The following is a 13125-nucleotide window of genomic DNA, read 5'->3' as shown; positions in this document are numbered from 1 at the left end:
CATCGCCCTCGCGAGGTTTACTCGGCCTTGAGGGTCTTCACGCCTTCGGCGGTACCCAGCAACAGCACATCCGCCGGGCGCGCCGCGAACAGGCCGTTGGTGACCACGCCGACAATGGCGTTGATCTGGCTTTCCAGCGCCACCGGGTCGGTGATCTGCAGGTTGTGCACATCGAGGATGACGTTGCCGTTGTCGGTCAGTACGCCCTCGCGGTACACCGGGTCGCCGCCCAGCTTGACCAGCTGACGCGCCACATGGCTGCGGGCCATGGGGATGACTTCGACCGGCAGCGGGAAGGCGCCCAGTACCGGTACCAGCTTGCTGGCGTCGGCGATGCAGATGAAAGTCTTGGCCACGGCCGCAACGATCTTCTCGCGGGTCAGGGCCGCGCCGCCGCCCTTGATCAGGTTGAGGTGGGCGTCGCTTTCGTCGGCGCCATCCACATAGAACTCCAGCTCGCTGACGCTGTTCAGCTCATAGACCGGGATGCCATGGCCCTTCAGGCGCTGCGCGGTGGCCTCGGAGCTGGCGACGGCGCCGTCGAAGGCGGTCTTGTGCTGGGCCAGGGCATCGATGAAGAAGTTGGCGGTAGAGCCGGTGCCGACACCGACGACGCTCTTTTCATCCAGTTTCGGCAGGATGAGGTCGACGGCGGCCTGGGCAACGGCCTGTTTGAGTTGGTCCTGGGTCATGCGGGCTCCGGGAGGGGCTGGGCGGAAATCGAAAGGGGCCTAGTATAACGGCTCGCGCGGCTTTGCTGTGGTCGCCCGACGTAGCGCTGCGGTAGACTCCCAGGCCTTGTCCCGCGGCCCAGTGATGCTTTCCCGATGCTCGAACAGTACGTCAAGAAGATCCTCACCTCGCGCGTCTACGACGTTGCCGTCGAAACCCCGCTGCACAGCGCCGGCCAGCTGAGCAAGCGCCTGGGCAACACGGTGCTGCTCAAGCGCGAAGACCTGCAGCCGGTGTTCTCGTTCAAGATCCGCGGGGCGTACAACAAGCTGGCGCAATTGAGTGCGGAGGAACTGGCCCGTGGCGTGGTCACCGCATCGGCCGGCAACCACGCCCAGGGCGTGGCCCTGGCCGCCCGTGAGCTGGGCATCAAGGCCACCATCGTGATGCCCAAGACTACCCCGGAGATCAAGATCGAAGGCGTGCGCTCGCGCGGCGGCAAAGTGGTGCTGCATGGCGACTCCTTCCCCGAGGCGCTGGCCTATTCGCTGAAGCTGGTCGACGAGAAGGGCTTCGTCTATATCCACCCCTATGACGACCCGCACACCATCGCCGGCCAGGGCACGGTGGCCATGGAGATCCTGCGTCAGCACCCGGGCCAGCTTGATGCGATCTTCGTCCCGGTCGGCGGCGGCGGCCTGATCGCCGGCATCGCCGCCTACGTGAAGTACCTGCGCCCGGAGATCAAGGTGATCGGCGTCGAGCCGGACGATTCCAACTGCCTGCAGGCCGCCATGGCTGCCGGCGCACGCGTGGTGCTGCCGCAGGTCGGGCTGTTCGCCGACGGCGTGGCGGTGGCGCAGATCGGTCAGCACACCTTCGACATCTGCCGCCATCATGTGGATGAAGTGATTACTGTCAGCACCGATGAGATCTGTGCGGCAATCAAGGATATCTACGACGATACCCGCTCGATCACCGAACCTGCCGGCGCACTGGGCGTGGCCGGGATCAAGAAGTACGTCGAACTCAAGGGCGTGACCGGGCAGACCCTGGTGGCCATCGACTCCGGCGCCAACGTCAATTTCGACCGCCTGCGCCATGTCGCCGAGCGCGCCGAGCTGGGCGAGAAACGCGAGGCGATCATTGCCGTGACCATCCCCGAGCGCCCGGGCAGCTTCAAGGCCTTCTGCGAGGCCATCGGCAAGCGCCAGATCACCGAGTTCAACTATCGCAAGCACACCTCGGACGAGGCGCACATCTTCGTTGGCGTGCAGACCCATCCGGACACCGACCCGCGTGCGGCACTGGTGCAGCAGTTGACCGAGCAAGGCTTCCCGGTCATCGACCTGACCGACAACGAGCTGGCCAAGCTGCATATCCGCCACATGGTCGGCGGCCACTCGGCCGGGGCCAGCGACGAGATCGTGCTGCGTTTCGAATTCCCCGAGCGGCCGGGCGCACTGTTCAACTTCCTCAACAAACTGGGCGGGCGCTGGAACATCTCGATGTTCCACTACCGCAACCACGGCGCCGCCGATGGCCGCGTGGTGGCGGGGCTGCAGGTGCCGGAAGACGAGCGTCACCTGGTGCCGGCGGCGCTGGCCAAGATTGGCTATCCGTATTGGGACGAGACCGAGAACCCGGCTTACCGGCTGTTTTTGGGGTAACTGGCTAAGCTGGGCGTAGGAGCCCTTCGCGGGTAAACCCGCTCCCACAGGCCATCCTTGAAACTGTGGGAGCGGGTTTACCCGCGAAGAGGGCGGCGCAACAAGGCCTGCTGAAGGACACCTTTGAAATGGAACACCTGACCACCCTCAAGACCCTGCACATCCTCGCCACCGCGCTGCTGTTGCTCGGCGCGCTGGGCCTGGCAATCTGGACCGGCTACGCCCGTCGCAAGGGCGATGCCGAGGCCTACGCCAAACTGCTGCGCCGGCCGCTGGTGTTCGTCTGGCTGCTGATGGGCCTGTGCCTGGTGAGCATGCCGTTCACCGGCTGGTGGCTGGTGCATCTGGTGGGTTGGCCGCTGGGGCAGACCTGGGTGCTGGCGTCCAGCGTCATCTATACCGTTGGCGCGTTTGCGCTGTGGTGGCTGCTGGTGCGCTTGAACCGGCTGCGCAAGGCCGAAGTGGTGGGGTTGAAGTTCACCCTGGCGCTGGCGGTGTTCAGCGGTGTGTGCTTTCTGTCCATCGCCGGGCTGATGGGCGCCAAACCGGTCTAGGCCCTTTTGGGGCTGCCTTGCAGCCCAATCGCCGGCAAGCCGGCTCCCACAAGGATCGGGTTTGCACTTCCCCTGTGGGAGCCGGCTTGCCGGCGATTGGGCCGCAAAGCGGCCCCGGCATTCTCAAGCCCTCAACGAAATCACCGGCCACCCCCGCCGCTGCGCCTCGGCGCGCAGCTTCGGGTCAGGGTCCACCGCCACGGCATGGGTCACCTGCTCCAATAGCGGCAGGTCGTTCATCGAATCGCTATAGAAGCAGCTGTCTTCCAGGTCGAAGCCGTTCTCCAGCATCCAGCGGTTCAGCCGCGTCACCTTGCCTTCACGGAAACAGGGTATATCGGTACTGCGCCCGGTATAGCGCCCGTCCTGCGTTTCGCATTCGGTCGCCAGCAGCACGCGCACGCCCAGGCGGCGGGCGATGGGCGCGGTGACGAAGCGGTTGGTGGCGGTGATGATCACCAGCTGGTCGCCGGCCTCGCGGTGCTGCTGCAGCAACGCCAGGGCCTTGGGCAGGATCATCGGTTCGATGCAGTCGCGCATGAACTCGCGGTGCCATTGCGCAAGCTGTGCAGGTTCGGTAGCGGCAAGGATCTCCATGGAGAAGGCCAGGTAGGCCGAAAGGTCCAGGCTGCCGTGCAGGTAGTCCTGATAGAAGGCATCGTTGCGTGCCTTGTACGCGACCGGGTCGAGGATGCCCCGTTCGCACAGGTAGTCACCCCAGGCGTGGTCGCTGTCGCCACCGAGGAGGGTATTGTCCAGATCGAATAAAGCCAGGCGCATGGGAATGTCTCGCAGAAGCCCTCGGGAAGCCCCGCACAATACGGAGTTTTCACCTCGCTGCACATAAGCTTGGCGGGCGCGTTGCTGCGCTCGCAAGCTTTGTGGAACAATGCCGCGACATGCGTTTGCGAGGTTGCTGCCGTGATCGACCCCGATGGTTTTCGCCCCAATGTCGGGATCATTCTTACGAATGATGCCGGGCAGGTGCTATGGGCTCGGCGGATCAACCAGGATGCCTGGCAGTTCCCCCAGGGTGGCATCAACCCTGACGAGACGCCGGAAGACGCCCTGTACCGCGAGCTGAATGAAGAAGTCGGCCTTGAGCGCGACGATGTGGAAATTCTTGCCTGCACCCGTGGCTGGTTGCGTTATCGTTTACCCCAGCGCCTGGTGCGCACCCACAGCCAGCCGCTGTGCATCGGCCAGAAGCAAAAGTGGTTCCTGCTGCGCCTTGTGAGCAATGAGCAACGGGTGCGCATGGACCTGACTGGCAAACCGGAATTCGACGGCTGGCGTTGGGTCAGCTACTGGTATCCGCTGGGCCAGGTGGTGACATTCAAGCGCGAGGTCTACCGACGCGCCCTGAAAGAGCTAGCCCCGCGCCTGCTGACGCGCGACTGACGACGGAGTCCGACCCCGAGCCATGCTCAATACGCTGCGCAAGATCGTCCAGGAAGTGAACTCCGCCAAAGATCTCAAGACGGCGTTGGGTATCATTGTCTTGCGCGTCAAGGAAGCCATGGGCAGCCAGGTCTGCTCGGTCTACCTGCTCGATCCTGAGACCAACCGCTTCGTGCTGATGGCCAGTGAAGGCCTCAACAAGCGCTCCATCGGCAAGGTCAGCATGGCCCCCAACGAGGGCCTGGTCGGCCTGGTCGGCACCCGGGAAGAGCCGCTGAACCTGGAAAACGCCGCCGACCACCCCCGCTACCGCTACTTCGCCGAGACCGGCGAAGAAAAATTCGCCTCCTTCCTCGGTGCACCGATCATCCATCACCGCCGCGTGGTCGGGGTGCTGGTCATCCAGCAGAAAGAGCGCCGCCAGTTCGATGAAGGCGAGGAAGCCTTCCTGGTCACCATGAGCGCCCAGCTCGCCGGGGTTATCGCCCATGCCGAGGCCACCGGCTCGATCCGCGGCCTGGGCCGCCAGGGCAAGGGCATCCAGGAGGCGCGCTTCGTCGGCGTGCCGGGCTCGCCAGGGGCCGCGGTCGGCCGCGCCGTGGTGATGCTGCCGCCGGCTGATCTGGAAGTGGTGCCGGACAAGACCGTCGAAGACATCGACAACGAACTCAAACTGTTCAACAACGCCCTCGAAGGCGTGCGCGAAGACATGCGCAAGCTGTCGGCCAAGCTGGCCACCCAGCTGCGCCCGGAAGAGCGCGCGCTGTTCGACGTTTACCTGATGATGCTCGAGGACGCCGCCCTTGGTGGCGAGGTGACCGAGGTCATCAAGACCGGCCAGTGGGCCCAGGGTGCGCTGCGCCAGGTAGTTGGCGAACACGTCAACCGCTTCGAACTGATGGACGACGACTACCTGCGCGAGCGCGCCTCCGACGTCAAGGACCTCGGTCGTCGCCTGCTCGCCTACCTGCAGGAAGCCCGTTCGCAGTCGCTGGTGTACCAGGACAACACCATCCTGGTCAGCGAAGAACTGACCCCCGCCATGCTTGGCGAGGTGCCGGAAGGCAAGCTGGTCGGCCTGGTCTCGGTGCTTGGCTCGGGCAACTCGCACGTGGCGATTCTCGCCCGGGCCATGGGCATCCCCACGGTCATGGGCCTGGTCGACCTGCCGTATTCGAAAGTCGACGGCATCGAGTTGATCGTCGACGGCTACAAGGGCGAGGTGTACACCAACCCCGGCGAAGTGCTGCGCAAGCAGTACCGCGACGTGGTCGAGGAGGAGCGCCAGCTGGCCCAGGGGCTCGACGCCCTGCGCGAGCTGCCGTGCATCACCCCGGACGGCCACCGCATGCCGCTGTGGGTCAACACCGGGCTGCTCGCCGACGTGGCGCGCGCCCAGCAGCGTGGCGCCGAGGGTGTCGGCCTGTACCGCACCGAAGTGCCGTTCATGATCAACCAGCGCTTCCCCAGCGAGAAGGAGCAGCTGGCGATCTACCGCGAGCAGCTGCAGGCGTTCCACCCGCTGCCGGTGACCATGCGCACCCTCGACATCGGTGGCGACAAGGCGCTGTCGTACTTCCCGATCAAGGAAGAGAACCCGTTCCTCGGCTGGCGCGGCATCCGTGTCACCCTCGACCACCCGGAAATCTTCCTGGTGCAGACCCGCGCCATGCTCAAGGCCAGCGAGGGCCTGAACAACCTGCGCATCCTGCTGCCGATGATTTCCGGCATCCACGAGCTGGAGGAGGCACTGCACCTGATTCACCGGGCCTGGGGCGAAGTCCGCGACGAGGGCACCGACGTGCCGATGCCGCCGGTGGGCGTGATGGTGGAAATCCCCGCGGCGGTGTACCAGACCAAGGAGCTGGCGCGGCAGGTGGACTTCCTGTCGGTCGGTTCCAACGACCTTACCCAGTACCTGTTGGCGGTCGACCGCAACAACCCGCGGGTCGCCGACCTCTACGACTACCTGCACCCGGCCGTGTTGCAGGCCTTGAACACCGTGGTGCGCGACGCCCATGGCGAAGGCAAGCCGGTGAGCATCTGTGGCGAAATGGCGGGCGACCCGGCAGCGGCGATCCTGTTGATGGCCATGGGCTTCGACAGCCTGTCGATGAACGCCACCAACTTGCCGAAAGTGAAATGGATGCTGCGCCAGATCAACATGAGCAAGGCCAAGGAGTTGCTGGTCGATGCCATGAGCCATGACAACCCGCAGGTTATCCACAGCTCGCTGCAACTGGCGCTGAAGAACCTGGGGCTGGCGCGGATGATCGGGCCTGGGGCTAACAAAACCCTCTGAATTCGACGTTGCCTGTACTGGCCCTATCGCGGGGCAAGCCCGCTCCCACGTAGCCTGCGTGGGAGCGGGCTTGCCCCGCGATGAGGGCTGGCTCAGACCTCCAGGCTCACCTCCCCCAGATGCCCCCCAAACGGCCCGAAACTGCGCTCCACCATGCGCCGCCGCCCTTGGTCGTCCACAATCAGCACCGTACTCGCCCGCGTCCCGTAGTTCTGGCTGGCGATGAACACGCTCGACAGCAGCCGCTCGGTGGCCAGCCCCACGCCGGTTTCCGGCAGTTCGCTGTCCAAGGCCGGCTCACCGTCGGCCAGCAAACTCATCAGTTGTTCCGGTTCAGCTGATTCAAGCAACTGCTGAAGGCCGTTGCGCGCCTTGACCAGCTTGGGCCACGGCGTGTCCAGCCAGGCATTCGACAGCCCGTAGACCCCCGGCCCCAACAAGCGCGGCGCCGCTTCCCGGGCATGCAGGTAGCCCAGCTGCCCGGCATCCCCGACCAGCAGGTTGAACCCGGAGTACTGCCCGCTACGGCTGGCGACTTGATCCAGATACGCCTCTACCCCTAGTTCGCCCTGCAGAAACGCCGCCACCAGCTCGCCCCGCGAGCGTGGCCCCAGCGCCTGGCGCGGGTCGCGGATATTGGTCAGCGCGGCGAAGCGCCCCTGCGGCCCTACGCCAAGCCAGGTGCCGCCGGCCTCCAGGTCGCGCCCGGCGTACACCCCCGGCGCATCCGCCCAGGCCGCCAGGGCCTGGGTCGGGCGGGCATGGAACTCGTCACGGTTGGCCGCGACGATCAGCGGCCGGGCGGTACCCGGCCGCCAGGCGAATACGATCAGGCACATAGGTTGTCCCCTGTGTTTTCGGCCACTCTACCCGCGCCGGGGGAGCTGATCCATCACCTGACACAGACTTCACTAGAGCGCCGGGCTTGGCTTCCGTTACCATGCCGGATTGTTTTCCACAGGGGCCACGAATGGAATTCGTACTCTATCTGCTGTTGGGTGCCTGCGCCGGCGTGCTGGCCGGGCTGTTCGGCGTGGGGGGCGGCATCATCATCGTGCCGGTGCTGGTGTTCAGCTTCACCTTGCAGGGCTTCGACCCCGCGGTCCTCACCCACCTGGCGGTTGGTACCTCGCTGGCCACCATCGTCTTCACCTCGATCAATGCCGTGCTCGAGCACCAGCGCAAAGGCGCGGTGCAGTGGCCGATCTTCACCTGGATGGCCGTGGGCATCCTGCTCGGTGCGCTGGTGGGGGCCAAGACTGCCTCGCTGATCCAGGGCCCGATGTTGCAGAAGATCATCGGCGTGTTCGCCCTGGTGATCGCCGCGCAGATGGCCCTGGACCTCAAGCCCAAGGCCAGCCGTGGCATCCCCGGCAAGCCTGGCCTGATCGGCGCCGGCGGCGTGATCGGCTGGGCCTCGGCGATCTTCGGCATCGGCGGTGGCTCGCTGACCGTGCCGTTCCTGACCTGGCGCAGCCTGCCCATGCAGAAGGCCGTGGCCACCTCGTCGGCCTGCGGCCTGCCGATCGCCCTGGCCAGTGCCCTGAGCTTCATGTGGCTTGGCTGGCACGAGGAGCACCTGCCGGTCCACAGTGTGGGTTATGTGTATTTGCCGGCGCTGGTCGGCATCGCCGTGACCAGCATGTTCTTTGCCCGCTTTGGCGCGCGCCTGGCGCACAGGCTGTCGCCGCGTCTGCTCAAACGCCTGTTCGCCGCGCTGCTGTTCTGCGTCGGCTTAAGTTTTCTGATTTGAACCAAGAGGAAAATCCATGCTGCCTTACCCGCAGATAGATCCCGTGGCCGTGGCCCTCGGGCCGCTGAAAATCCACTGGTACGGCCTGATGTACCTGATCGGCATCGGCGGCGCCTGGCTGCTGGCCTCGCGCCGGCTCAACCGTTTCGACCCCACCTGGTCCCGCGAGAAGCTGTCCGACCTGGTGTTCTGGCTGTCGATGGGGGTGATCGTCGGTGGGCGTCTGGGCTACGTGCTGTTCTACGACCTGCACCAGTACCTGGCCAACCCGACGCTGATCTTCGAAGTGTGGAAGGGCGGCATGTCGTTCCACGGCGGCTTCATCGGCGTGATGCTGGCGGCGCTGTGGTTCGGCAAGCGCAACAACAAGTCGTTCTTCGAGCTGATGGACTTCGTCGCACCGCTGGTGCCGATCGGCCTGGGCGCCGGGCGCATCGGCAACTTCATCAACGCCGAACTGTGGGGCAAGGCCACCGACGTGCCGTGGGCCATGGTCTTCCCGCCGTTCAGCGACCCGGCGCAACTGCCGCGTCACCCGTCGCAGCTGTACCAGTTCGCCCTGGAAGGTGTGGCGCTGTTCGTCATCCTCTGGGCGTTCTCGCGCAAGCCGCGCCCGACCATGGCGGTGTCCGGCATGTTCGCGCTGTTCTACGGCATCTTCCGCTTCATCGTCGAATTCGTCCGCGTGCCGGACGCCCAGCTGGGCTACATCGCCTGGGGCTGGCTGACCATGGGTCAGATTCTCTGCGTGCCGATGATCCTGGCTGGCCTCGGCCTGATCTGGTGGGCTTATAATCGCAAGCCCACGGCGACACCCGCCCACTGAAACCTCCACGGCAGGGGCGATCCCCCTGCCGTGCTCGCTACAGGTAAGCCATGAAACAGTATCTGGACCTGGTCCGTGACGTCATCGACAACGGCACGCTGCAGGAAAACCGCACCGGCACCCGCACCATCAGCCTGCCGGGCGCCATGCTGCGTTTCGACCTGCAAAAAGGCTTCCCGGCCATCACCACGCGCCGGCTTGCATTCAAGTCGGCGATCGGCGAGATGGTGGGCTTTCTGCGTGGCGTGAAGAACGCCGGCGAGTTCCGTGAACTGGGCTGCAAGGTCTGGGACCAGAACGCCAACGAAAACGCCCAGTGGCTGGCCAACCCGTTCCGCCTGGGCCATGACGACCTTGGCGAAATCTACGGCGTGCAATGGCGCCAGTGGCCGGGCTACAAGCGCATTGCGCTGAGCAACCCGGCCGCCATCGCAATGGCCGAGAAGGCCGGTTTCCGCCAGATCGCCCAGGACGAGGAGGACGGCCAGGCGTTCGTCATCCTGTACAAGGCCATCGACCAGGTGCGCCAGTGCCTGGACACCATCGCCAACGACCCGGGCAGCCGCCGCATCCTGTTCCACGGCTGGAACTGTGCCCAGCTCGACGAGATGGCCCTGCCGCCGTGCCACCTGCTGTACCAGTTCCACCCGAATGTCGAGACCAAGGAAATCTCCCTGACCCTCTACATCCGCTCCAACGACCTGGGCCTGGGCACGCCGTTCAACCTCACCGAAGGCGCCGCGCTGCTGTCGCTGTTCGGCCGCCTGACCGGCTACACCCCGCGCTGGTTCACCTACTTCATCGGCGATGCCCATGTGTACGAGAACCACCTGGACATGCTCAACGAGCAGATGAAGCGCGAGCCGCTGGCGTCGCCGAAGCTGGTGATCAGTGACCGCGTGCCGGCGTTTGCCGAGACCGGCAAGTACGAGCCGGAGTGGCTGGAGAAGATCGAACCGAGTGATTTCTGGCTGGAAGGCTACGAGCACCATGCGCCGATGACGGCGCCGATGGCGGTCTGACAGATCCTCATCGCCTGAGCTGACGCTATCGCGGGGCAAGCCCGCTCCCACGCAGGCTATACACAGTCAGCGTGGGAGCGGGCTTGCCCCGCGATGCTTTTAGGCTTCAATGCCCGTGGCTACGCCCCACATGGGAATGCTCCACCTCCGGCACCGACACCGCCCCATTGGTCTCCAACTGCTGCAAGATCGCGCACTCCGCCCCCTGCGCATTGCACTGCTGCCTCAACTCCACCAGCTGCGCCTGCAGCGCCAGCAACCCGTCGATCCTCGCCTGCACATGCTCGATATGCTCGTCGATCAGCGCATTGACGCTGCCGCACGAGCCTTCCGGGCTGTCGCGCAGGCGCAACAGGCTGCGGATCTCGTCGAGGGTCATGTCCAGGGTGCGGCAGTTGCGGATGAACGTCAGCCGCTCCACGTGGGCCTGGGTGTACAGCCGGTAGTTGCCATCGGTGCGGGCGGGCTCGGGCAGCAGTTGCTCGCGCTCGTAGTAGCGAATGGTCTCCACGGCGCAATCAGTGGCCTTGGCCAGTTCTCCGATCTTCATGGCAAATCTCCTGCAGAGGGCTTGACCCTATAGTGGCTACAGGGTGTTCACTTGGCAACAACCCGCTCTGTGGATAACTGCAGAGGCCAGTGCTCAGTTAAGGATGATTCCATGAACCAGCCTGTCAGCCCCGAACACAAGCATGACCACGGCCACGCCCATGACCACGCGCATGGTGACAAAGGCCATAGCCACGACACCCATGCCCACAGCTGCTGCGGTGCCAGCGCCGCGCCGGCCCTGGTGCAACTGACCGAAAAGGCCAGCGCCGGGGCGCAGCTCAGCCGTTTCCGCATCCAGGCCATGGACTGCCCGACCGAGCAGACCCTGATCCAGGACAAGCTGGGCAAGATGGCCGGCATCGAACAGCTGGAATTCAACCTGATCAACCGCGTGCTGGGCGTACGCCACACCCTCGACGGCACCGCCGAGATCGAGCGCGCCATCGACAGCCTGGGCATGCAGGCCGAGCCACTGAGCGGTGAAGACGAGGCCAGTGCCGCACCTGCCGCCAAGACCCGCTGGTGGCCGCTGGCGCTGTCGGGTGTGGCGGCCATCGCCGCTGAAATCGTGCATTTCTCCGCCCTTGCCCCAGAGTGGCTGGTCGCGGCATTGGCCCTGGCCGCCATCCTCGGCTGCGGCCTGGGCACCTACAAGAAGGGCTGGATCGCCCTGAAGAACCGCAACCTCAACATCAACGCGCTGATGAGCATCGCTGTGACCGGTGCCGTGCTGATCGGTCAGTGGCCGGAAGCGGCCATGGTGATGGTGCTGTTCACCGTGGCCGAGCTGATCGAGGCCCGCTCGCTGGACCGTGCGCGCAACGCGATCGGTGGCCTGATGCAACTGGCGCCGGACATGGCGACCGTGCAGCAGGCTGACGGGCAGTGGCGCGAAGTCGAGGTGCGCGAGGTGACGCTGGGCGCCCTGGTGCGGGTACGCCCGGGTGAGCGAATCGGCCTGGACGGCGAGGTTGTCAGTGGGCAATCCAGCGTCGATCAGGCGCCGATCACCGGCGAAAGCCTGCCGGTAGAGAAAACGCTGGGCGACAAGCTGTTCGCCGGCACCATCAACCAGGCCGGTTCGCTGGAGTATCGCGTCACCGCGGGCGCTGGCCAGTCGACCCTGGCACGCATCATCAAGGCGGTCGAAGAGGCCCAGGGCGCCCGTGCGCCGACCCAGCGCTTCGTCGACCAGTTCTCGCGCATCTATACCCCGGTGGTGTTCGCCGTGGCCCTGGCCGTGGCGATCATCCCGCCGCTGTTCATGGCCGGCGCCTGGTTCGACTGGATATACCGCGCCCTGGTGCTGTTGGTGGTGGCCTGCCCCTGCGCCTTGGTGATTTCCACCCCGGTGACCATCGTCAGTGGCCTGGCCGCTGCCGCGCGCAAGGGCATCCTGATCAAGGGCGGCGTGTACCTGGAGGGTGGGCGCAAGCTGGACTTCCTGGCCCTGGACAAGACCGGCACCATCACCCACGGCAAGCCGGTGCAAACCGACAGTAAGGTGCTCGACCCGCTGTTCGAGGGCCGCGCCCAGGCGCTGGCGGCAAGCCTCGCCGACCGTTCCGACCACCCGGTGTCCGGCGCCATCGCGCTCTTCGCCAAGGGGCAAGCCCTGGTACTGAGCGAAGTCACCGAGTTCGCCGCCTTGGCCGGACGTGGCGTACGCGGCGACATCGACGGTGAAACCTACCACTTGGGCAACCATCGCCTGGTCGAGGAGCTGGGCCTGTGCTCGCCACAGCTCGAAGCCGAGCTCGATCAGCTGGAGCGCCAGGGCAAGACCGTGGTGCTGCTGCTCGACCGCAGTGGCCCGCTGGCACTCTTCGCCGTGGCCGACACGGTCAAGGACAGCAGCCGCCAGGCCATTGCCGAACTGCATGAACTCGGTATCAAGACGGTCATGCTGACCGGCGACAATCCTCACACCGCCCAGGCTATCGCCGCCCAGGTGGGGATCGACCGGGCCGAGGGCAACCTGCTGCCGGCGGACAAGCTGGCCACCATCGAGCGCCTGTACGCCGAGGGCCACCGGGTCGGCATGGTCGGTGACGGCATCAACGACGCGCCGGCCCTGGCCCGCGCCGAGATCGGTTTCGCCATGGCTGCCGCCGGCACCGACACGGCCATCGAGACCGCCGACGTGGCGCTGATGGACGATGACTTGCGCAAAATCCCGGCGTTCGTCAGGCTGTCGCGCCAAAGTGCGGCGATCTTTACCCAGAACATCGTGCTGGCCCTGGGGATCAAGGCGATATTCCTGGCGATCACTTTTGCCGGCATGGCCACCATGTGGATGGCAGTGTTCGCCGACATGGGCGTGAGTTTGCTGGTGGTGTTCAACGGCCTGCGCCTGCTGCGTAAGTAGCAGCC

The 13125-nt window shown here is 65.4% G+C and carries 12 protein-coding genes; 8 read left to right on the top strand and 4 right to left on the bottom strand.

The genetic code is table 11. The annotated features are described in order from the left end of the window. Positions 1-17: 17 nt before the first annotated feature. Complete coding sequence (gene rpiA / locus LOY51_RS25780) at positions 18-692, bottom strand: ribose-5-phosphate isomerase RpiA (RefSeq protein ID WP_110992109.1); 675 nt, start codon at positions 690-692, stop codon at positions 18-20. Positions 693-827: 135 nt separating this feature from the next. Here rpiA and ilvA point away from each other — a divergent pair, with 135 nt between their 5' ends. Then, positions 828-2342, top strand: a complete 1515-nt coding sequence (gene ilvA, locus LOY51_RS25775; protein WP_258643642.1) for a threonine ammonia-lyase, biosynthetic — start codon at positions 828-830, stop codon at positions 2340-2342. 128 nt (positions 2343-2470) lie between these two features. Then, positions 2471-2896, top strand: a complete 426-nt coding sequence (locus tag LOY51_RS25770; RefSeq protein ID WP_125465966.1) for a DUF2269 family protein — start codon at positions 2471-2473, stop codon at positions 2894-2896. A 123-nt stretch (positions 2897-3019) separates the two neighbouring features. Here the strand turns inward: LOY51_RS25770 and LOY51_RS25765 are convergent, their stop codons facing one another. Further along, positions 3020-3676, bottom strand: coding sequence for a histidinol-phosphatase (locus LOY51_RS25765; protein ID WP_258643640.1), 657 nt, complete (start codon positions 3674-3676; stop codon positions 3020-3022). Between the two features lie 141 nt (positions 3677-3817). Here LOY51_RS25765 and LOY51_RS25760 point away from each other — a divergent pair, with 141 nt between their 5' ends. Next, the gene (locus LOY51_RS25760; protein ID WP_003249017.1) at positions 3818-4297 is read left to right on the top strand and encodes an RNA pyrophosphohydrolase; all 480 of its coding nucleotides are present in this window, start codon (positions 3818-3820) and stop codon (positions 4295-4297) included. 22 nt (positions 4298-4319) lie between these two features. Then, positions 4320-6599, top strand: a complete 2280-nt coding sequence (gene ptsP / locus LOY51_RS25755) for a phosphoenolpyruvate--protein phosphotransferase (protein ID WP_110992113.1) — start codon at positions 4320-4322, stop codon at positions 6597-6599. Between the two features lie 92 nt (positions 6600-6691). Here the strand turns inward: ptsP and LOY51_RS25750 are convergent, their stop codons facing one another. Further along, complete coding sequence (locus tag LOY51_RS25750) at positions 6692-7438, bottom strand: NRDE family protein (protein WP_258643636.1); 747 nt, start codon at positions 7436-7438, stop codon at positions 6692-6694. 131 nt (positions 7439-7569) lie between these two features. On the opposite strand from LOY51_RS25750, the gene LOY51_RS25745 reads away from it, so the two are divergent. Genes LOY51_RS25745 through LOY51_RS25735 form a run of 3 tightly spaced genes read left to right on the top strand, consistent with a single transcriptional unit; the run spans position 7570 to position 10200 of the window. Next, positions 7570-8352: a sulfite exporter TauE/SafE family protein gene (locus LOY51_RS25745; RefSeq protein ID WP_258643634.1), complete on the top strand. Its 783-nt coding sequence runs from the start codon at positions 7570-7572 to the stop codon at positions 8350-8352. A 16-nt stretch (positions 8353-8368) separates the two neighbouring features. Further along, positions 8369-9178: a prolipoprotein diacylglyceryl transferase gene (gene lgt, locus LOY51_RS25740; RefSeq protein ID WP_125465962.1), complete on the top strand. Its 810-nt coding sequence runs from the start codon at positions 8369-8371 to the stop codon at positions 9176-9178. Positions 9179-9228: 50 nt separating this feature from the next. Next, positions 9229-10200 (top strand): thymidylate synthase, encoded by a 972-nt coding sequence (locus LOY51_RS25735; RefSeq protein ID WP_258643632.1) that lies wholly within the window; start codon positions 9229-9231, stop codon positions 10198-10200. A 106-nt stretch (positions 10201-10306) separates the two neighbouring features. On the opposite strand, the gene cadR is transcribed toward LOY51_RS25735, so the two are convergent. After that, positions 10307-10750, bottom strand: a complete 444-nt coding sequence (cadR, locus tag LOY51_RS25730) for a cadmium resistance transcriptional regulator CadR (protein ID WP_125465961.1) — start codon at positions 10748-10750, stop codon at positions 10307-10309. A gap of 111 nt (positions 10751-10861) precedes the next feature. Here cadR and LOY51_RS25725 point away from each other — a divergent pair, with 111 nt between their 5' ends. Then, positions 10862-13120: a heavy metal translocating P-type ATPase gene (locus LOY51_RS25725; RefSeq protein ID WP_258643629.1), complete on the top strand. Its 2259-nt coding sequence runs from the start codon at positions 10862-10864 to the stop codon at positions 13118-13120. Positions 13121-13125: the final 5 nt, after the last annotated feature.

Origin of the sequence: Pseudomonas sichuanensis (assembly GCF_024749065.1) — a bacterium.
In the GTDB taxonomy this organism is placed as follows: domain Bacteria; phylum Pseudomonadota; class Gammaproteobacteria; order Pseudomonadales; family Pseudomonadaceae; genus Aquipseudomonas; species Aquipseudomonas sichuanensis.
Note: the sequence above shows the minus strand (reverse complement) of the source record. Positions and strands in the feature narration are given on the sequence as shown.

Excerpts from the sequence above, each read along its gene's own strand:
- LOY51_RS25765 (WP_258643640.1), bottom strand. The coding sequence starts at position 3,676 with ATGCGCCTGGCTTTATTCGATCTGGACAATACCCTCCTCGGTGGCGAC.
- cadR (WP_125465961.1), bottom strand. The coding sequence starts at position 10,750 with ATGAAGATCGGAGAACTGGCCAAGGCCACTGATTGCGCCGTGGAGACC.
- LOY51_RS25770 (WP_125465966.1), top strand. The coding sequence starts at position 2,471 with ATGGAACACCTGACCACCCTCAAGACCCTGCACATCCTCGCCACCGCG.
- lgt (WP_125465962.1), top strand. The coding sequence starts at position 8,369 with ATGCTGCCTTACCCGCAGATAGATCCCGTGGCCGTGGCCCTCGGGCCG.
- LOY51_RS25750 (WP_258643636.1), bottom strand. The coding sequence starts at position 7,438 with ATGTGCCTGATCGTATTCGCCTGGCGGCCGGGTACCGCCCGGCCGCTG.
- ilvA (WP_258643642.1), top strand. The coding sequence starts at position 828 with ATGCTCGAACAGTACGTCAAGAAGATCCTCACCTCGCGCGTCTACGAC.
- LOY51_RS25725 (WP_258643629.1), top strand. The coding sequence starts at position 10,862 with ATGAACCAGCCTGTCAGCCCCGAACACAAGCATGACCACGGCCACGCC.
- ptsP (WP_110992113.1), top strand. The coding sequence starts at position 4,320 with ATGCTCAATACGCTGCGCAAGATCGTCCAGGAAGTGAACTCCGCCAAA.
- LOY51_RS25735 (WP_258643632.1), top strand. The coding sequence starts at position 9,229 with ATGAAACAGTATCTGGACCTGGTCCGTGACGTCATCGACAACGGCACG.
- rpiA (WP_110992109.1), bottom strand. The coding sequence starts at position 692 with ATGACCCAGGACCAACTCAAACAGGCCGTTGCCCAGGCCGCCGTCGAC.
- LOY51_RS25745 (WP_258643634.1), top strand. The coding sequence starts at position 7,570 with ATGGAATTCGTACTCTATCTGCTGTTGGGTGCCTGCGCCGGCGTGCTG.